Origin of the sequence: Cognatundibacterium rivi, from assembly GCF_018139565.1 — a bacterium.
Lineage (GTDB): Bacteria > Pseudomonadota > Gammaproteobacteria > Burkholderiales > Burkholderiaceae_D > Undibacterium > Undibacterium rivi.
Map to the genome: position 1 here is coordinate 118,975 of NZ_JAGSPK010000002.1, position 18,512 is coordinate 137,486.

Below are 18,512 nucleotides of genomic sequence, written 5' to 3' on the forward strand. Positions count from 1 at the left end.
TTACGCCTTTGCTGCTATCAGTGTTAATCGCTCGGACGCGAGTGTAGGCTCTAAGTTTTACCATGTCAATCACTATCTTATGTCTTATATAAGACATATAAGTCGGAAGTTATTTCTGGACGTGACGGGTGTTTTTGTGGTGAAATTGCGGACTATGACTTCTATCACACCAAATGCCAATATTTATCCGGGGAGCTCGATGAGTTCCGGCGCTGGCGTTGCAGGTTCGGTTGCCGGTGCGGCGCCAACCTTTAGTCCTCTTTATCAGCAAATCAAAGCATTGATTACTCAGGGTTTGCAATCCGGAGAGTGGAAGCCGGGCGAGCTCATTCCCAGCGAGATGGAGTTGGCGAGTCGCTTTAAAGTTAGTCAAGGTACGGTGCGCAAAGCAATCGACGAATTGTCTGCTGAAAATCTGGTGGTACGCCGCCAGGGGAAGGGGACTTTCGTTGCGACTCATCACGAGGCCAGAGCGCAGTTCCGTTTTCTCAGATTGGCGCCGGATGAAGGTGTGCCACATTATCCCGAAAATCAAATTATTGAGGTTCGCCGTTTGCGGGCGCCGGCTGAGGTTGCGCGTTTGCTTGAAATTAAGTCCGGTGATTCCGTAGTCTTTATTCGTCGGGTTCAGTCATTTTCAGGTGTGCCGACAATTCTTGATGATCTGTGGTTGCCGGGCTCTATTTTTAAGGGGTTGACGGCTGAACGGCTGAATGAATATAAAGGGCCGATGTACGGTTTGTTTGAGACCGAGTTCGGTACGCATATGATTCGTGCTTCCGAGCAGATCAGAGCGGTTTGTGCTGACGATGTTGCCGCGCATTTGCTGCATGTGAATATGGGAACGCCGCTGCTGAATGTTGAGCGTGTTTCCTTTACTTATGGTGATAAGCCGGTGGAGTTGCGACGGGGTTTGTATTTGACGACCAGTCATCATTACCGGAATGAATTGAGCTAGTGAATTGGGCTGGTTTTTGCGCGATTTTAGCCGGAGTCAGCTCAGCGCATAATTGTATTTAGTATTAAGATAGAGAAGTTTTGCAGAATGAGGTCATTTTTGTTGGTGCAATGCACCAAAATGAGCGAAAATTGCAGGGTTTTTGTACAGACTAGTTAATGGGGAGATTATTTATGTCTGAAGTAGTGAAAAACAGGCCGCGCTATGGAGTGATGCGCCTGGTAGATGCAACTGGATACCGCTTGCCGCTGGCGGGTGTGGTTTCTATTTTGCACCGCATTAGTGGAATGTTGATGTTCTTGTTGTTGCCTTTCATTCTGTATTTGTTGGACAAGAGCGTTACTTCTGAGGTGTCGTTCGCGGAGTTGCAGCGTTTTACTTCCGGCGTATTTGTTAAGTTGGTTATTCTCGCACTCGTCTGGGCCTATCTGCATCACTTTTGTGCAGGTGTACGCCATCTGATTATGGATCTGCACTACGGTCTTGATAAGCATACAGCGCGTAAATCTGCTTTAAGCGTGTTGATCGTCAGTGTTTCTTTGGCTGCCTTGATCGGCTTGAAATTGTTTGGAGTATTTTAAATGGCAAATAACAACATTGGCCCTAAGCGCCTCGTTGTAGGTGCACATTACGGTGTGCGTGATTGGCTGGCACAACGTGTTACGGCGATTGTCATGGCATCGTACACAGTTATTTTGCTGGCGATGTTTTTGACGGGCAGTAACTTTACTTACGAAGGTTGGGCCGGGATTTTTGCTCACCAATGGTTTAAGTTGGCGACGTTTTCTGTAGTTATCTGCTTGTTGTATCACGCTTGGGTTGGTATGCGTGATGTCTGGATGGATTATGTGACACACAATGTGTTTGTCCGTCTGGTATTTCAGGTTGCCACTATTTTGTGGCTGGTTGCTAGTGCTGGTTATGCAGCACAGATTTTGTGGAGAGTATAAAAGTGGCTGCAATTAAATCCGCAATTCCTACCCGTCGTTTTGATGCGGTTATCGTCGGTGCTGGTGGTTCAGGCATGCGTGCTTCGTTGCAATTGGCTGAAGCTGGTCTGAATGTCGCGGTGCTCTCTAAGGTTTTTCCAACGCGTTCTCACACGGTTGCAGCACAAGGTGGTATCGGTGCTTCTTTAGGGAATATGTCTGAGGATAACTGGTTCTGGCACATGTTTGATACGGTCAAGGGTGGTGATTACCTTGGCGATCAGGACGCAATTGAATTTATGTGTCGCGAAGCACCAAAAGTGGTCTATGAGCTGGAGCACTTTGGTATGCCATTTGACCGCAATGCTGATGGTACGATTTATCAACGTCCATTTGGCGGTCACACTGCGAATTTTGGTGAAAAGCCAGTTCAGCGCGCTTGCGCGGCAGCTGATCGTACCGGTCACGCGTTGTTGCATACGCTGTATCAGCGTAACGTTCGCGCCCGTACACACTTCTTTGTTGAGTGGATGGCGATTGACCTGATTCGTGATGCTGAAGGCGATGTTGTTGGTGTCGTTGCGCTGGAAATGGAAACTGGCGAAGTGATGATGCTGGAAGCGAAGCAAACGATTTTTGCTACCGGCGGCGCTGGTCGTATCTGGGCTGCTTCTACTAACGCATTTATCAATACCGGCGACGGTATGGGTATGGCGGCACGGGCTGGTTTGCCTTTGCAGGATATGGAATTCTGGCAGTTCCACCCGACTGGTGTTGCTGGTGCGGGTGTTTTGATCACTGAAGGTGTGCGCGGTGAGGGCGGTATTCTGGTGAATAGCCAGGGTGAGCGTTTCATGGAACGCTACGCGCCAACGCTGAAGGATCTGGCTCCACGTGATTTCGTTTCCCGTTCTATGGATCAGGAAATTAAAGAAGGTCGCGGCTGTGGTCCGAATAAAGATCACGTTATGCTCGATTTGCGTCACATTGGTGCTGACACAATTCAGAAGCGTCTGCCATCCATTCTCGAAATCGCACATAAATTCGCGAACGTGGATGCAACTAAAGAGCCTATTCCTGTCGTTCCAACAATCCACTACCAGATGGGCGGTATTCCGACCAATATTCACGGTCAGGTTGTTACGACTAAAAACGGCAGCAATGAAATTGTAAACGGCTTGTATGCGATCGGCGAATGTGCCTGCGTATCCGTGCATGGTGCAAATCGTCTGGGTACAAATTCTTTACTTGATCTGTTGGTGTTTGGACGTGCTGCGGGTAATCATATCGTTGCAAGTAACCTCAAAGCACGCAGCAATAAAGAGTTGCCTGCTGACGCGGCTGATGTTGCCCTGGAGCGTTTATCACGCATTGAAAACTCTACTGGTTCAGAGCGCGTTCAGGATGTGGCAAATGCGATCCGGAAAACGATGCAGCAGCATTGCGGCGTATTCCGTACAGACGAGTTACTGCAAGAAGGCTACAAAGAAATTATGGAGCTTGATGAGCGCCGTAAGCATGTTTCGTTTAAAGATAAATCCAAAGTGTTTAACACAGCCCGTGTTGAAGCGCTGGAGTTGGATAACCTGATTGAAACAGCGAAAGCGACCATCACATCGGCGAATGCACGTAAAGAATCTCGTGGTGCGCATGCTCACCGCGATTACGAAAAACGTGATGACGATAACTGGATGAAGCATACCCTCTGGTATTCCGAAGGCAATCGCCTCGACTACAAACCAGTTGTGACTAAGCCTCTGACTGTTGAAACCTTCAAGCCAAAAGCTCGTACATTCTAAAGAGATAACACTATGGCACGTACACTGAAATTTAAAATTTATCGCTATGATCCTGATAAGGATGCAAAGCCTTACATGCAGGATCTCACCGTCGAATTGCAAGATACCGACAAAATGTTACTCGATGCATTGCAGCGCATCAAAGCTGACGTTGATGATTCGTTGGCCTTGCGTCGTTCATGCCGTGAAGGTGTGTGCGGTTCTGATGCGATGAATATCAATGGTAAGAACGGTCTGGCTTGTACTACTAATCTGAATGAATTGTCTGAGCCTATCGTTTTGCGTCCATTGCCAGGTTTGCCTGTGATTCGCGATCTGATCGTGGATATGACGCAATTCTTCAAGCAATACAATTCCATTAAGCCTTACCTGATGAATGACTCTATTCCTCCGGAAAAAGAGCGTCTGCAATCACCTGAAGAGCGTGAAGAGTTAGATGGCTTGTACGAATGTATTCTTTGCGCATGCTGCTCAACCTCATGCCCATCGTTCTGGTGGAATCCTGATAAATTCGTAGGTCCTGCCGGTCTGTTGCAGGCATATCGTTTTATCGCTGATTCACGCGATGAAGCAACTGCGCAGCGTCTGGATAATCTGGAAGATCCATATCGTCTGTTCCGTTGCCACTCAATCATGAACTGTGTTGATGTTTGCCCTAAAGGTCTGAATCCGACCCGGGCAATCGGCAAAATCAAAGAATTAATGGTTCGTCGCGCAGTCTGATCAATTTGAAGTGGCGCTGTCAGGCGCCACTTCTATTTCATGCAGTTTTTTTTGAAGAGCTGCATGAAATGGAAGCATTAAAAGAGAAAGTAACTATGTCTGAGCTTGCAGGAAATTCTCATCAAAGTGATCCGGTGAAGCGTGCTCGTCTTCGCTGGCGTGCACGACGCGGATTATTGGAAAACGATCTGATACTGACGCGATTTCTGGATATCAATGAAGAGTCATTAAGTGATGAAGAGGTGGATGCCTTCAGTCGCCTGATGGAATTGTCAGACAGTGTCCTGATGGACTTGATAATGGCGAAGAAAGAGCCGGAAGCAGAAGTGGATTTGCCACATGTTCACGCTTTGCTCTCTCGTCTGCGGATTGCCTGACTGGAAATGATTTTTTTTGTGTTTTTTTGATTAACGACTCACCTCTTATCTGAAGGAAGAGCCATGACTAATTCTGAAACAAAAGCAACCCTCTCATTCTCTGATGGCTCGCCATCATTGGATATGCCGATTTACAAGGGATCGATTGGTCCTGATGTTATAGACATCCGTAAGTTGTATGGCTCTACCGGCATGTTCACATATGATCCAGGTTTCATGTCGACTGCGGCATGTAATTCTTCGATCACCTATATTGATGGCGACAAAGGTGAGTTGCTGTACCGCGGCTATCCGATTGAGCAATTGGCGGTCAACGGCGGTGATTTTCTTGAGACTTGCTATTTGCTGTTGAATGGTGAATTGCCTACAGCAGAAGAAAAAGCAAAATTTGTTGCGACCGTGACTAATCACACGATGGTTCACGAACAGATGCAATTTTTCTTCCGTGGCTTCCGCCGTGATGCGCATCCGATGTCTGTGCTGGTTGGTACGGTTGGTGCCTTGTCCTCGTTCTATCACGATTCTCTGGATATTAACGATCCTCATCATCGTGAAGTATCAGCGATTCGTCTGATCGCAAAAATGCCGACGCTGGTAGCTATGGCATATAAATATTCTATTGGTCAGCCTTTCGTTTACCCACGTAACGATTTGTCTTACAGCGCGAACTTCATGCATATGATGTTCTCGACACCATGCGCAGAATACAAAGTCAATGAAGTTCTGGTTCGTGCTTTGGATCGCATCCTGATTTTGCACGCAGATCACGAGCAAAACGCATCGACATCGACAGTGCGTCTGGCTGGTTCTTCTGGCGCGAATCCATTTGCATGTATTGCTGCTGGTATCGCTTGCTTGTGGGGGCCTGCTCACGGCGGTGCAAATGAGGCTGCACTGAGCATGCTGGAAGAAATCGGCAGTGTCGATAATATTCCTAACTTCATCGCCCAAGTCAAAGACAAAAACTCTGGCGTCAAGCTGATGGGCTTTGGCCATCGCGTTTATAAAAACTATGATCCACGTGCAAAACTGATGCGCGAAACTTGCTATGAAGTATTGCAAGAACTGGGTCTGCAAGATGATCCATTGTTTAAACTGGCAATGGCTCTGGAAAAAATCGCGTTGGAAGACGAATACTTCGTGAGCCGTAAGCTGTACCCGAACGTTGACTTCTACTCCGGCATCGTACAACGTGCACTGGGTATCCCAACTGCTTTGTTTACTGGTATTTTCGCGTTGGCGCGTACAGTTGGTTGGATCGCTCAATGGAAAGAAATGATTTCTGATCCTGAGCAAAAAATTGGCCGCCCACGTCAATTGTTCGTCGGCGCCGCAAAGCGCGACGTTCCTGCGATCGATAAGCGTTAATTCTGTCAGTCAGCTACCGCGCTGCAACATCGAAAAAAGCGAGTCTTTGAGGCTCGCTTTTTTTTTATTCGTTAAATATGCTATGCTTCGGCTCGAATGTAAATTTTAGATGTTTTTTCGTTTTGGAATCAAAAAATATATTGTGATTGATGTGCGTTTTGACTCCGATACGAGAATAGTTTGAAACAAGCCCTTCCCCACAACTTGATGTGCAATCCGCTAACCGGTCAGGCCGTGTCGCGGAAGGTTAGACTAACCCGCTAATCTCGCGAAACGCGAAGAAAGGTGAGCAAGATGATGCAACAATATAACGCTAATTCGTATTTGTTCGGCGGCAATGCGCCGTATGTAGAAGAACTTTACGAAGCGTATCTGAATAATCCCGGTTCTGTTCCTGAAAACTGGCGTGCGTATTTCGACGCCATGCAACATGTGCCAGCAGTTGACGGCTCCAGTAAGCCCGACGTCGCTCACGCACCAGTGATTGCTTCTTTTGCAGAACGTGCAAAACAAGGTCCTATCCGTGCCGTCAGCGCGAACGCCGATGCCGATATGGGTCGTAAGCGTGTTTTCGCACAGCAACTGATTGCAGCTTATCGTTTCCTGGGTAGCCACTGGGCTAACCTTGATCCTTTGCAGCGTCAGGAGCGTCCAGGCATCCCTGAGCTGGATCCTAGCTTTTACGGATTCACCGATGCCGACATGGACATCAAATTCAATATCTCAAATACTTATTTCGGACCTGAATTAGCTTCTTTACGTGATCTGATTAATTTTTTACGTGATACTTACTGCCGTTCTATCGGTGCTGAGTTCATGTATATCAGCGATCCGGCTGAAAAACGCTGGATACAGCAAAAACTTGAATCCATCCGTTCTACACCTTCCTTTTCTCCAGAGAAGAAAAAACACATTCTCGACCGTTTGACGGCTGCAGAAGGATTGGAACGCTATCTTCATACTAAATATGTTGGTCAGAAACGTTTCTCTCTCGAAGGTGGTGAAAGTTTCATCGCATCGATCGATGAAACAATTCAGCGCGCAGGTGAGCGCGGTGTTGAGGAAATCGTTATCGGTATGGCTCATCGTGGCCGTCTGAATGTTCTGGTCAATACTCTGGGTAAAATGCCACAGGATTTGTTTGCTGAATTTGAAGGCAAACACGGTGACGACTTGCCAGCAGGTGACGTTAAATACCACCAAGGCTTCTCATCCGACATTTCTACTCCAGGCGGTCCGGTTCACCTGTCTCTGGCATTCAATCCTTCCCATCTGGAAATCGTTAACCCTGTGGTTGAAGGCTCTGTCAAAGCGCGCATGGATCGTCGCGGTGACAAAGATGGCTCACAAGTGTTGCCTATTCTGGTACATGGCGATGCCGCTTTTGCAGGGCAGGGCGTTGTGATGGAAACCCTGAATCTGGCGCAGACACGTGGCTACGGCACCGGTGGTACAGTGCACATCGTGATTAATAATCAGATCGGTTTCACGACATCTGATCCACGCGATTCCCGTTCCACATTGTATTGCTCTGACGTCGTTAAGATGATTGAAGCACCGGTATTACACGTGAATGCGGACGATCCGGAAGCCGTTGTTCTGGCGACGCAAATTGCTCTTGACTACCGTATGGAATTCAAGAAAGACATCGTTGTCGACATCATCTGCTACCGTAAATTGGGTCACAACGAACAAGATACACCAGCATTGACGCAACCGCTGATGTACAAAAAAATCGGACAACATCCGGGCACACGTAAATTGTATGCGGACAAGCTGGCTGCACAAGGTACGATTCCTGCCGATGGTGGCGATCAGATGGTGAAAGCGTATCGCGATGCGATGGATGCAGGTAAGCATACCCATGACCCTGTTATCTCTAACTTTAAAAATAAATTTGCGGTTGACTGGATTCCATTCCTGAACCGTAAATGGACCGATGCGGCCGATACAGCTGTTCCATTGACTGAACTCAAGCGTCTGGCTGAGCGTATCACCGTCGTGCCTGAAGGCTTCAAACCGCATAGTCTGGTAGAAAAAGTTCTCGGCGACCGCGCTACGATGGGTCGTGGCGAAATGAATCTGGACTGGGGTATGGGCGAACACCTCGCTTACGCTTCTCTGGTTTCCTCCGGTTATGCCATTCGCCTGACAGGTCAGGATGCTGGTCGTGGTACCTTCGTTCATCGTCACGCTGTTCTGCATGATCAGAAACGTGAACGCTGGGATGCCGGTACGTACATTCCTCTGCAAAATATCTCTGATAAACAGGCACCATTTACTGTTATCGATTCCGTTTTGTCAGAAGAAGCCGTACTGGGCTTTGAATATGGCTATTCCACAGCGGAACCAAACACACTGACCATCTGGGAAGCGCAGTTCGGCGATTTCGCTAACGGTGCACAGGTCGTGATCGATCAGTTCATCAGTTCCGGTGAAGTGAAATGGGGTCGTGCCTGCGGTCTGGTGATGATGCTGCCACACGGTTACGAAGGTCAGGGCCCTGAGCATTCATCCGCTCGTCCTGAACGTTTCCTGCAATTGTGCGCAGATAACAATATGCAAGTGGTTCAGCCGACAACTGCGGCACAGATTTTCCATCTGTTGCGCCGTCAGATGATTCGTCAGTTCCGCAAGCCACTCGTGATCATGACGCCGAAATCCTTGTTGCGTAACAAAGATGCTGGCTCTCCATTGTCTGACTTGGCAAAAGGCAGCTTCCATACCGTGATTGGTGAAGTTGACGAAACGATCGATGCGAAGAAAGTTAAACGCGTTATCGCTTGCTCCGGCAAGGTGTACTACGATCTGGTCAATGCACGTAAAGAACGTGCGCAAACAGATACTGCGATCATCCGTGTTGAGCAGTTGTATCCATTCCCACATAAGAGCTTCGCTGCGGAATTGAAAAAATTCCCTAATTTGGCAGAGCTGGTATGGGCGCAGGATGAACCGCAAAATCAAGGTCCATGGTTCCAGATTCAGCACAATATTTTTGAAAGTCTGGAAGAAGGCCAGAAACTTGCTTACGCAGGTCGTCCAGCGAGTGCATCGCCAGCTGTCGGTTACTACGACAAGCACTATGCGCAGCAAAAAGCATTGCTGGAAACGGCATTTTCCAAACTCAAGGGCTTTGTCCTGACTAAATAATGACGCGGCACTGCACCAGAAACTGGTGCAGTGTTTGGCTACCCGAATCGGAGAGTAAAAAATGGCAATTATCGAAGTTAAAGTTCCTCAGTTATCTGAGTCCGTCGCTGAAGCGACTTTGCTGACATGGCATAAAAAAGTAGGTGAATCCGTCGCTCGTGACGAGAACCTGATCGACGTTGAAACAGATAAAGTTGTGCTGGAATTGCCAGCACCTGACGCTGGTGTGATCACACAAATCATTAAGGGTGATGGCAGCACAGTTGTTGCCGGCGAAGTCATCGCTATTCTTGATACAGCAGCGACCGCCGCAGTTGCAGCACCTGCTGCAACTGCGGCGGTCGCCGCAGCACCGGCAGTTGCTGCCTCTGCTGATGCAAAATCGTCGGCTGGCGTTGCGATGCCAGCAGCTGCAAAAATTCTGGCTGAAAACGGTTTGTCTGCTGGTCAGGTTGATGGCTCAGGTAAAGATGGCCGTGTAACGAAAGGCGATGCATTGGCTGCTGTTGCCGGCAAAGCTGCTCCGGCAGTAGCGCCTCTGGCTGCACCTGTGGCAACGAAACCAGCATTGCAACAGGTGAATGCACCTGCTGCTGTGAATCTGGGTGATCGCCCTGAAGAGCGCGTACCTATGAGCCGTTTGCGTGCACGTATCGCTGAACGTCTGGTGCAATCGCAATCCACTAACGCGATTTTGACGACATTCAACGAAGTCAACATGGCGCCAGTCATGGAATTGCGCAATAAATACAAAGACAAATTTGAAAAAGAACACGGCGTGAAACTGGGTTTTATGTCTTTCTTCGTCAAAGCAGCCGTTGCTGCGCTGAAAAAATATCCTATCGTCAATGCATCTGTTGATGGTAACGACATCGTCTATCACGGTTACTTTGATATCGGTATCGCAGTGGGTTCTCCACGCGGTCTGGTGGTGCCTATTCTGCGTAATGCCGATCAGATGTCGATCGCTGAAATCGAAAAGAAAATCGGCGAATTCGGTGCCAAAGCGAAAGATGGTAAATTGACGCTGGACGATCTGACTGGCGGTACATTCTCCATCTCTAATGGCGGTACTTTCGGTTCTATGTTGTCCACACCGATCATCAACCCACCACAATCTGCGATTCTGGGTGTGCATGCAACCAAAGACCGTGCAGTAGTTGAAAATGGTCAGATCGTTGTTCGTCCAATGAACTATCTGGCGATGTCTTACGATCACCGTATCATCGATGGTCGTGAAGCAGTATTGGCTCTGGTTGCGATGAAAGACGCACTGGAAGATCCATCACGCCTGTTGCTGGATCTGTAAGAGGCAAACGTCGTGAACATCGCTGACGACATCAAACGTCTGCATGAACTGCATCAGGCAGGAGCCCTGACTGATGCAGAGTTCGCGCAAGCAAAGGCGAAGCTCTTGTCTTCCGTTGGAAGCGGAGCTTCTTCTCAAAACGCAAATAGCAATTCTTTTTCCGGTATCGATGATTCTCTGAACCAGTTGAACCGCTTCCGTCGTTCAAATACTGATCGGTGGCTGGGCGGTATTTGCGGTGGTTTAGGCAAGTTCACCGGCCTGGAATCCTGGATATGGCGTTTGTTATTTGTCTTTTTCACTTGTTATTTCGGTGCCGGTCTGGTCGCTTATGTCTTAGCGTGGATTTTTGTGCCGGAAGAAGAGTGAATCCGCCTGTTCACCGTATGTCTTTTCCTCACGCGTAATCAGAAACATTCAGAAATCAGGATAAATCCATGAGCAAACAATTTGATGTCGTCGTAATCGGCGGCGGCCCTGGCGGCTATATCGCAGCAATCCGTGCTGCACAACTCGGTTTTTCTACTGCCTGTATCGATGCCTGGAGCAACGACAAAGGTGGCCCGGCACCGGGTGGTACCTGCACCAACGTTGGTTGCATTCCATCTAAAGCCTTGCTGCAATCATCCGAACACTTTGAACATGCGGGTCATGCATTTGCTGACCACGGTATTTCCGTGTCCGGTCTGGGTATGGACGTCGCAAAAATGCTGGGTCGTAAAAACACCATCGTTAAACAAAATAACGACGGTATTCTGTTCCTGTTCAAAAAGAATAAAGTCACTTTCTTCCACGGTCATGGTTCCTTCGTCAAAGCCGATGCGGCTGGTTACGAAATCAAGGTGGCCGGTAAAACAGAAGAAAGCATCACTGGTAAGCACATCATCGTTGCAACTGGTTCCAATGCCCGCGCATTGCCAGCCGCACCGTTCGATGAAAAGACGATTTTGTCTAACGAAGGCGCATTGAATATCGCTGAAGTACCGAAAAAACTCGGCGTGATCGGCGCTGGCGTAATCGGTCTGGAAATGGGCAGCGTTTGGCGTCGTCTCGGTGCTGAAGTCACCGTACTCGAAGCTTTGCCAGCCTTCCTCGGTGCTGTGGACGAACAAATCGCGAAAGAAGCGAAAAAACTGTTCGACAAACAAGGCCTGAAAATTAACCTCGGCGTGAAAATCGGCGAGATCGTCAACAGTGGTAAAGACGTGACCGTCAATTACACGGATGACAAAGGCGCGGAACACAAAGCCGTATTCGACAAGCTGATCATTTCTATCGGCCGTACACCAAACACCAACGGCCTGAACGCCGAAGGCGTTGGCCTGGTACTCGACGAACGCGGTTTCATCGCGGTGGATGGCGATTGCAAAACGAATCTGCCTAACGTCTGGGCGGTTGGTGACGTGGTACGCGGCCCTATGCTCGCGCACAAAGCAGAAGAAGAAGGCGTTGCCGTTGCAGAGCGTATCGCTGGTCAGCACGGTCACGTGAACTTCAACACGATTCCTTGGGTGATTTACACTTCCCCTGAAATCGCGTGGGTAGGTCGTACCGAACAGCAATTGAAAGCCGATGGCGTTGCATACAAAGCCGGTACTTTCCCATTCATGGCGAATGGCCGCGCACGCGCGCTGGGAGATACTTCCGGCATGGTGAAATTCCTCGCCGATGCAACGACCGATGAAATCCTCGGTGTGCACATCGTTGGTCCTATGGCTTCAGAATTGATTTCTGAAGCGGTGGTGGCAATGGAATTCCGTGCTTCTTCTGAAGATATCGCCCGTATTTGCCACGCCCATCCTTCGTTGTCGGAAGCGACGAAAGAAGCTGCGTTGGCAGTAGATAAACGTTCGCTCAATTTCTGATCGATACCTTATCTGCGCCACGATAAAAATGGACGAGTCGGATACTCGTCCATTTTTATTATTGCCGTAGCTGTTGCAGCAACGGTCAACGACCAGCCAGACTGGTCCCGTATTTTTCTGACTGGCAGACGCAGTAAGTGCGATTGCCGGTCTGGATCAGTGCCAACAAAGACGACGCTGTCGATGCGCAGAGCGCACAGTACGTGAGGAAACAGCTTGAAAAAACAGACTATGGATGTACAACAGTTTTACGACGAAGCGCTGACCCAGCGTGGATTTAAAGCCGATGAAGCGCAGAAACGCGCCGTTGATCGCCTGCAGCAAGCCTATGAAGAATGGGTGCTGTACAAAGGCAAGCGTGCCAACAAGCTGACCCGCATTATCACGCGTCCTGAAGTGCCGCGCGGCGTTTATATGTGGGGCGGAGTGGGGCGCGGCAAATCGTTCTTGATGGACAGCTTTTATTCCGTTGTGCCTGTCGTGCGTAAAACCCGTCTGCATTTCCACGAATTCATGCGCGCCGTGCATCGTCAGTTAGACGAACTCAAAGGCGTCGCTGATCCACTCGATGAAGTGGCGAAACGCATCGCCAAAAAATACCGCCTGATCTGTTTTGATGAGTTCCATGTGTCCGACGTTGCTGATGCAATGCTGCTGTATAACCTGCTCAAGGCCTTGTTTGATAACGGCGTGTCGTTTGTGATGACATCCAATTACCAGCCCGATCTGCTGTACCCCGATGGTCTGCATCGCGATCGCATGCTGCCGACAATCGCCTTGCTCAAAGAAAAACTCGATGTGATGAACGTCGATTCAGGTAACGATTATCGCAAACGTGCGTTGGAACAAGTGCAGGCGTATCTGACGCCGCTGTCAGCCGCGACCGATAAAGCGCTGCGCGATACGTTTTCGCGTATTGCCGACACCAAAGACGAAGACCCGCATGTCGATATCGAAGGCCGCACACTGAAAGCACTGCGTCGTGCCGGTGGTGTGATCTGGTTTGATTTTCATACCTTGTGTGGTGGCCCACGTTCGCAGAACGATTATCTTGAAATTGCCAGCCGCTTTCATACTGTGATTTTGTCCGCTATTCCGTGCATGTCCGCTGCCATGTCATCCGAGGCGCGGCGTTTTACCTGGCTGATCGACGTGTTTTACGATAACAAGGTCAAGCTGATTATGTCTGCCGAAGTTGCGCCCGAAGAGCTGTATACTAACGGCACACTCTCGAACGAGTTTCACCGCACGGTTTCACGTATCGTTGAAATGCAATCGAAAGAATACATGGAAGCCGATCAACGCCAACTTGCCGATAACCTAGCCTGATGAAATTTCTCTCACACTTATTTATTTCCAGCCTGCTGCTGACTGGCATCAGCGCGGCGCATGCTGATACCGTGGCTGATCAGGGAAAAGCAGAACTCGCCAGCATCGCCCAGCTCGTGCAAGATATGGATGGACGCTATCCGGTCAACAGCATACAAACCAACGAAGTTGCCGATGCCGTTATTGCCGAAAGCGAGGCGCTGCAACGTCGCCTGCAAACCTGGTATCAGGCATCAGAGCGCCATTGCTATGACATTTTCTTTGTTAACGACTGCCTGCAAGACATCAAAGTCCAGCGCCGCCGTTACCTGCCGACGCTGCAACGCATGTCTATCGAAGCCAAAGCCGTGCAGCGCCAGATCCGCGTGATCGAAAAAGACCGCGAACAAGCCCGCAAACAAGTCGATTAATTCTCGCTTAATCCTCGCTTAATCCTCGCTTATTCCTCACTTATTCCTCACCCCACCGCCCGTCGCCACAGCCTGTGGCGACACTCCCCAGATCGTTTTTTGAACCGTAAAAAGTGATAAAAAAGGGGAGTATGTGGCATTTTCACCTTATTCTCAGCGTAAATACTGGGCTTTAAAATATACTCCCCCCAGTATTTTTAGCCTCATTTGGCAGGCTATCAGGCTCCAAAATCGTGTTTTTCAGTCTGAATCCAGCTACTTAGTCGGAACAGTCGGATGCGAGAACGTAGCGACCATTCGTTTTGCGGGGATTTGGATATTGTTGTTGCATTTATAAATGCATGCTAATTTCGGTTTTTTTATACAAGTCATGACTTATGGAACATCTCAATCCAACGCAAGAAATTATTGGCAGCAGCGGCAAAAGTGGTTTGAGTCAAAAGTTTTTGCACATGAAGAATGGGGAAGTTACCTCATTGGAGAGCAGGCGTCCGCTTTGACCGTAGAGGTTCAGGCGTGCTACTGCGTTGGTGCGTGGGTTGCTGCAACCGCTTTGGCCTTTAGTGTCGTAGAAGCCCACTTGGTTGACTTAGCAAATGGAACTGCTCCGCCAAACGCAAAGCAATTGCTTGAACAAACTAGTTTAGGGGAGGAATATCAAACTCTGAGGTTGAGGAGGAACCGATTGCTACATCTGCGCTTAGAAGAACCAGGGATTACTGTAGATCAGCAGTGGGGAAATAGGGAGGAGTTGCAAGCGGAAGCAGAACATGCAATTGAATTAATGCTTGCCGTACTTTACTCCAATCCAGGCGTGTAATCGCTGCCACGACGCGCTGAATAGGAATGATGCGAGTAAGTTGCATTTCACACCCTCAGAATACGGTATAGTGCCGACCATCTTTCAGTAAAGCATAGTCATGTCATTTTCCAGCCTGGGTCTCACGCCCGCACTTTTGAGCGCTTTGCGCGACCGTAGTTATACCGATGCGACAGCCGTTCAGGCTGCCGCGATTCCTGTGATCTTACAAGGCAAGGATGTGATTGCCGAGGCGCAGACCGGCTCCGGCAAAACCATCGCCTTCTGTGCGCCGCTCTTGCAAAATCTGGTGCTGACGGCGGCGCGTCCGCGGGCGGTGCAGGTGTTGATTCTGGTGCCGACCCGTGAGCTTGCCGCGCAAGTGGGCACGACGCTGAGCAGTCTGTGTAAATCGGTCGCGCCTGCTGCCAAACTGGCGGTGGTGTTTGGCGGTGTCTCGATTAATCCGCAAATGCTGCATTTACGCGGCGGTGCCGACATCGTGATCGCGACGCCGGGACGTTTGCTGGATCTGATCGATCACAATGCCTTGTCCTTGGCGTGCGTGACTACGCTGGTGCTGGATGAGGCCGATCGTTTGCTGGAGCTGGGATTTGCCGATGAGTTAAACCGCATTGTGGCGATGTTGCCTGCACAGCGTCAGAATTTATTATTCTCCGCGACGTTTGCACCGGAAGTGGAAAGCCTGGCGGCGCGTATCAGCCCGCAACCGCAACGCATTCGTATCGAAGTCACCGACGCCGGTAAGCCGGATATCACGCAACGAGCCATTCGTGTTGATGCTGCGCGTCGTACCCAATTATTGCGACATCTGCTGAGCACTGAAAAATGGCCGCGGGTGCTGGTGTTTGTCGCGACCAAGTATGCGGCGGAGTTGGTGGCGGTGAAATTGCGTCGTGCGCATATTGCAGCAGAACCATTTCATGGCGAGTTGACGCAAGGCAAGCGCGAACAGGTGCTGGCTGATTTCAAGGCATCGCGCCTGAAAGTGGTGGTGGCAACCGATGTCGCTGCGCGTGGGATTGATATTGCCCAGTTGCCGGTGGTGGTCAATTATGATTTGCCGCGTTCCAGCGATGATTATATTCATCGCATAGGCCGTACCGGCCGTGCTGGTCTCAGCGGACTAGCGTACAACTTTGTGACGCCGGAATCCGCCGCCCATTTTGCGCTGATCGCGCGTAAGCAAGGTTTGCGTTTAGAGTTGGAATCGATCCCGGGTTTTGAGGCAAGTGCTTTACCAGTGCCTGTCAGCGAGCGTGTGCCTGATGTCAATGGTGGCGTAAAAGGGAAACGTCCGAGTAAAAAAGACAAATTACGCGCCCTGGCGGCGCAGCAAGCGGCAGCGGCGAAAGACGATAATTAAAAAATGTCGCCGCAATCTTGCTGCTGATCTGCCGTTATTGTTCAAGCTTACAGCGCAGCCAGCCTGGCGATCGCCGTTTCCAGTGTCGCGTCCTGTTTCGCAAAACAAAAGCGCACCACGCCGGATTCTTTCGCCTGCTGATAAAAAGCTGACACGGGAATCGCGGCAACGCCAATTTCGCTGGTCAGCCAGCGCGCAAAATCGAGTTCCGGTAAATCTGAAATCGCGCTGTAATCCACACTTTGAAAATACGTGCCCGCACACGGCAACAGTCGGAAACGGGAATGCGCGAGGCCATCGCGGAACAGGTCGCGCTTACGTTGGTAAAACGCGGGCAATTCCAGATAGGGTGCGGGATTTTGCATGTAGTGCGCGAGCCCAACCTGCATAGGCGTATTCACGGTGAAGACGTTGAATTGGTGCACCTTGCGGAATTCTGCCATCAGCGCCGCCGGGGCGACGACATAGCCGACTTTCCATCCAGTGACATGATAGGTTTTGCCAAAACTCGAAATAATATAGCTGCGCTGCGCCAGTTCCGGGTGGCGCGCGATTGATTCATGGCGTTGCCCGTCATAGACCATGTGTTCATATACCTCATCTGAGGCAATGAGGATGCGGGTGTCACGCACAATATCGGTCAGCGCGGCGATATCGCTGGCAGTCAGGACAGAGCCAGTCGGATTATGCGGCGAATTGAGCATGATCAGCCGGGTTTTGTCCGTGATGCTGGCGCGAACCTGATCCCACGGTATGCTGTAACCGTGTTCGCCTAATTCCATGCTGACGAACACCGGCACGCCGCCTGCGAGCCTGATTGAGGGCACATAGCTGTCATACGCAGGTTCGATCACAATCACTTCATCGCCCGCATGTACGCAGGCCAGCAAGATGGTCAGTATGCCTTGCGTGGCTCCGGCGGTAACTGTGATTTCGCTGGCGGGATCATATTGGTAACCGTAAATCGCCGCGATTTTAGCCGCGATCTGCTCTCTGAATACGGCAACACCCGGCATCGGCGGATACTGATTGTGCCCGTCAGCCATGGCGCGGGCGACTGCTGCTGGCAGCGCCGGGTCACAATCGAAATCCGGAAATCCTTGTCCCAGATTCACGGCTTTTTTCTCAGTGGCAAGTGCAGACATCACTGAAAAAATTGTGGTGCCGACTTCAGGTAATTTGGAAGCTGGAATGAAACTGGCGGTCGTTGTCATATTCGGTGCAGGGAAATAGATACGTTATTCTGAAAACAGAAACAAAAAAGCCCCGGCGCTGTCAGGCTGCCGGGGCGATTCGCTTGAATTTATTTGGTGCCGAACAGGCGGTCACCGGCATCGCCCAAGCCCGGGACGATATAACCATGATCGTTCAGACATTGATCGATGGAAGCCGTAATCACTGGCACGTCAGGATGCGCATTTTGCATGACCTTGATGCCTTCCGGTGCGGCCAGCAGGCAGACGAATTTAATCGACTTCGCGCCGCCTTGCTTCAGGCGGGTGATTGCGGCAGCGGCAGAGTTACCGGTGGCCAGCATAGGATCAACCACGATCACCAGGCGGTCGGCGATATCTTCCGGCACTTTGTAGTAATACTCGACCGGTTCCAGCGTTGCCGGGTCGCGGTACAGACCGATATGACCAACACGCGCATTCGGCAACAGATCCAGCATGCCATCCAAAATACCGTTACCGGCACGCAGGACGGAGATCACGCAGAGCTTCTTACCACTGATCGTCGGCGCATCGATGACCTGAATAGGGGTTTCGATACGGGTGAATTCGATAGGCAGATCGCGTGTGACTTCGTACGCCAGCATCTGGCTGATTTCGCGCAGCAGACGGCGGAAATTATCCGTCGGGGTGTCTTTGCTACGCATCAGCGACAGTTTGTGCTGCACTAACGGATGTTTGATTTCAGTCACTAATTCGTTCAAGGTCATTCTCCTGCTGATTTTGGTGTGACCGCTATTTTACGTCCCCGCGCCGCTTTAGGGGAGACGTGCATTCACGAATAATTGGGAATAGAGGGGTTTTTCTGGCTTTACTCCGGCGATTGTTTGTTTTTTCTTCATTGATAATTCAGGGTAAGAAGTTCCGGAGCCGCCAG

17 protein-coding genes are annotated in these 18,512 nt (G+C 50.0%); 15 read left to right on the forward strand and 2 right to left on the reverse strand.

What is annotated here, in order from left to right:
- Window positions 1-154 precede the first annotated feature (154 nt).
- The 15 genes from KDM87_RS04900 (at window position 155) to KDM87_RS04970 (ending at window position 16,403) form a co-directional block, all read left to right on the forward strand.
- Window positions 155-958, forward strand: coding sequence for a GntR family transcriptional regulator (locus tag KDM87_RS04900; protein WP_186885512.1), 804 nt, complete (start codon window positions 155-157; stop codon window positions 956-958).
- Between the two features lie 173 nt (window positions 959-1,131).
- Window positions 1,132-1,539: a succinate dehydrogenase, cytochrome b556 subunit gene (gene sdhC / locus KDM87_RS04905; RefSeq protein WP_186885511.1), complete on the forward strand. Its 408-nt coding sequence runs from the start codon at window positions 1,132-1,134 to the stop codon at window positions 1,537-1,539.
- Window positions 1,540-1,908 (forward strand): succinate dehydrogenase, hydrophobic membrane anchor protein, encoded by a 369-nt coding sequence (gene sdhD, locus KDM87_RS04910; protein WP_212678056.1) that lies wholly within the window; start codon window positions 1,540-1,542, stop codon window positions 1,906-1,908. It begins immediately after the preceding gene.
- A 2-nt stretch (window positions 1,909-1,910) separates the two neighbouring features.
- A complete protein-coding gene (gene sdhA, locus KDM87_RS04915; RefSeq protein ID WP_186897253.1) occupies window positions 1,911-3,686 on the forward strand; it encodes a succinate dehydrogenase flavoprotein subunit in 1,776 nt (591 codons plus the stop codon).
- Between the two features lie 12 nt (window positions 3,687-3,698).
- Window positions 3,699-4,409, forward strand: coding sequence for a succinate dehydrogenase iron-sulfur subunit (locus tag KDM87_RS04920; protein ID WP_186885508.1), 711 nt, complete (start codon window positions 3,699-3,701; stop codon window positions 4,407-4,409).
- 68 nt (window positions 4,410-4,477) lie between these two features.
- Window positions 4,478-4,786: an FAD assembly factor SdhE gene (locus tag KDM87_RS04925; RefSeq protein WP_370589952.1), complete on the forward strand. Its 309-nt coding sequence runs from the start codon at window positions 4,478-4,480 to the stop codon at window positions 4,784-4,786.
- 63 nt (window positions 4,787-4,849) lie between these two features.
- Window positions 4,850-6,154 (forward strand): citrate synthase, encoded by a 1,305-nt coding sequence (gene gltA / locus KDM87_RS04930; protein ID WP_186885506.1) that lies wholly within the window; start codon window positions 4,850-4,852, stop codon window positions 6,152-6,154.
- Window positions 6,155-6,448: 294 nt separating this feature from the next.
- Window positions 6,449-9,304, forward strand: a complete 2,856-nt coding sequence (locus KDM87_RS04935; RefSeq protein WP_212678057.1) for a 2-oxoglutarate dehydrogenase E1 component — start codon at window positions 6,449-6,451, stop codon at window positions 9,302-9,304.
- 61 nt (window positions 9,305-9,365) lie between these two features.
- Complete coding sequence (gene odhB, locus KDM87_RS04940) at window positions 9,366-10,613, forward strand: 2-oxoglutarate dehydrogenase complex dihydrolipoyllysine-residue succinyltransferase (protein WP_212678058.1); 1,248 nt, start codon at window positions 9,366-9,368, stop codon at window positions 10,611-10,613.
- A gap of 12 nt (window positions 10,614-10,625) precedes the next feature.
- Window positions 10,626-10,982: a PspC domain-containing protein gene (locus KDM87_RS04945; protein ID WP_212678059.1), complete on the forward strand. Its 357-nt coding sequence runs from the start codon at window positions 10,626-10,628 to the stop codon at window positions 10,980-10,982.
- Window positions 10,983-11,050: 68 nt separating this feature from the next.
- A complete protein-coding gene (gene lpdA / locus KDM87_RS04950; RefSeq protein WP_212678060.1) occupies window positions 11,051-12,478 on the forward strand; it encodes a dihydrolipoyl dehydrogenase in 1,428 nt (475 codons plus the stop codon).
- Between the two features lie 231 nt (window positions 12,479-12,709).
- Complete coding sequence (gene zapE, locus KDM87_RS04955) at window positions 12,710-13,807, forward strand: cell division protein ZapE (RefSeq protein WP_212678661.1); 1,098 nt, start codon at window positions 12,710-12,712, stop codon at window positions 13,805-13,807.
- Window positions 13,807-14,217 carry a hypothetical protein gene (locus KDM87_RS04960; RefSeq protein WP_212678061.1) on the forward strand — a complete coding sequence of 137 codons (411 nt, stop codon included), beginning with the start codon at window positions 13,807-13,809 and terminating at the stop codon, window positions 14,215-14,217. Before zapE ends, KDM87_RS04960 begins: the two co-directional genes overlap by 1 nt.
- A gap of 337 nt (window positions 14,218-14,554) precedes the next feature.
- Window positions 14,555-15,037, forward strand: a complete 483-nt coding sequence (locus tag KDM87_RS04965; RefSeq protein WP_212678062.1) for a hypothetical protein — start codon at window positions 14,555-14,557, stop codon at window positions 15,035-15,037.
- Between the two features lie 100 nt (window positions 15,038-15,137).
- Entirely contained in the window at window positions 15,138-16,403 is a 1,266-nt protein-coding gene (locus tag KDM87_RS04970) for a DEAD/DEAH box helicase (protein ID WP_212678063.1), read from the forward strand.
- Window positions 16,404-16,450: 47 nt separating this feature from the next.
- Here KDM87_RS04970 and KDM87_RS04975 read toward each other — a convergent pair whose 3' ends face one another.
- Window positions 16,451-17,617, reverse strand: coding sequence for a pyridoxal phosphate-dependent aminotransferase (locus KDM87_RS04975; protein ID WP_212678064.1), 1,167 nt, complete (start codon window positions 17,615-17,617; stop codon window positions 16,451-16,453).
- 89 nt (window positions 17,618-17,706) lie between these two features.
- Window positions 17,707-18,339 carry a uracil phosphoribosyltransferase gene (gene upp, locus KDM87_RS04980; protein WP_223826859.1) on the reverse strand — a complete coding sequence of 211 codons (633 nt, stop codon included), beginning with the start codon at window positions 18,337-18,339 and terminating at the stop codon, window positions 17,707-17,709.
- Between the last annotated feature and the right edge of the window lie 173 nt (window positions 18,340-18,512).

Coding starts and splice junctions, on each gene's coding strand:
- KDM87_RS04900 (WP_186885512.1), top strand. CDS start 155: ATGACTTCTATCACACCAAATGCCAATATTTATCCGGGGAGCTCGATG.
- sdhC (WP_186885511.1), top strand. CDS start 1,132: ATGTCTGAAGTAGTGAAAAACAGGCCGCGCTATGGAGTGATGCGCCTG.
- sdhD (WP_212678056.1), top strand. CDS start 1,540: ATGGCAAATAACAACATTGGCCCTAAGCGCCTCGTTGTAGGTGCACAT.
- KDM87_RS04920 (WP_186885508.1), top strand. CDS start 3,699: ATGGCACGTACACTGAAATTTAAAATTTATCGCTATGATCCTGATAAG.
- KDM87_RS04925 (WP_370589952.1), top strand. CDS start 4,478: ATGGAAGCATTAAAAGAGAAAGTAACTATGTCTGAGCTTGCAGGAAAT.
- gltA (WP_186885506.1), top strand. CDS start 4,850: ATGACTAATTCTGAAACAAAAGCAACCCTCTCATTCTCTGATGGCTCG.
- KDM87_RS04935 (WP_212678057.1), top strand. CDS start 6,449: ATGATGCAACAATATAACGCTAATTCGTATTTGTTCGGCGGCAATGCG.
- odhB (WP_212678058.1), top strand. CDS start 9,366: ATGGCAATTATCGAAGTTAAAGTTCCTCAGTTATCTGAGTCCGTCGCT.
- lpdA (WP_212678060.1), top strand. CDS start 11,051: ATGAGCAAACAATTTGATGTCGTCGTAATCGGCGGCGGCCCTGGCGGC.
- zapE (WP_212678661.1), top strand. CDS start 12,710: ATGGATGTACAACAGTTTTACGACGAAGCGCTGACCCAGCGTGGATTT.
- KDM87_RS04960 (WP_212678061.1), top strand. CDS start 13,807: ATGAAATTTCTCTCACACTTATTTATTTCCAGCCTGCTGCTGACTGGC.
- KDM87_RS04965 (WP_212678062.1), top strand. CDS start 14,555: ATGCATGCTAATTTCGGTTTTTTTATACAAGTCATGACTTATGGAACA.
- KDM87_RS04970 (WP_212678063.1), top strand. CDS start 15,138: ATGTCATTTTCCAGCCTGGGTCTCACGCCCGCACTTTTGAGCGCTTTG.
- KDM87_RS04975 (WP_212678064.1), bottom strand. CDS start 17,617: ATGACAACGACCGCCAGTTTCATTCCAGCTTCCAAATTACCTGAAGTC.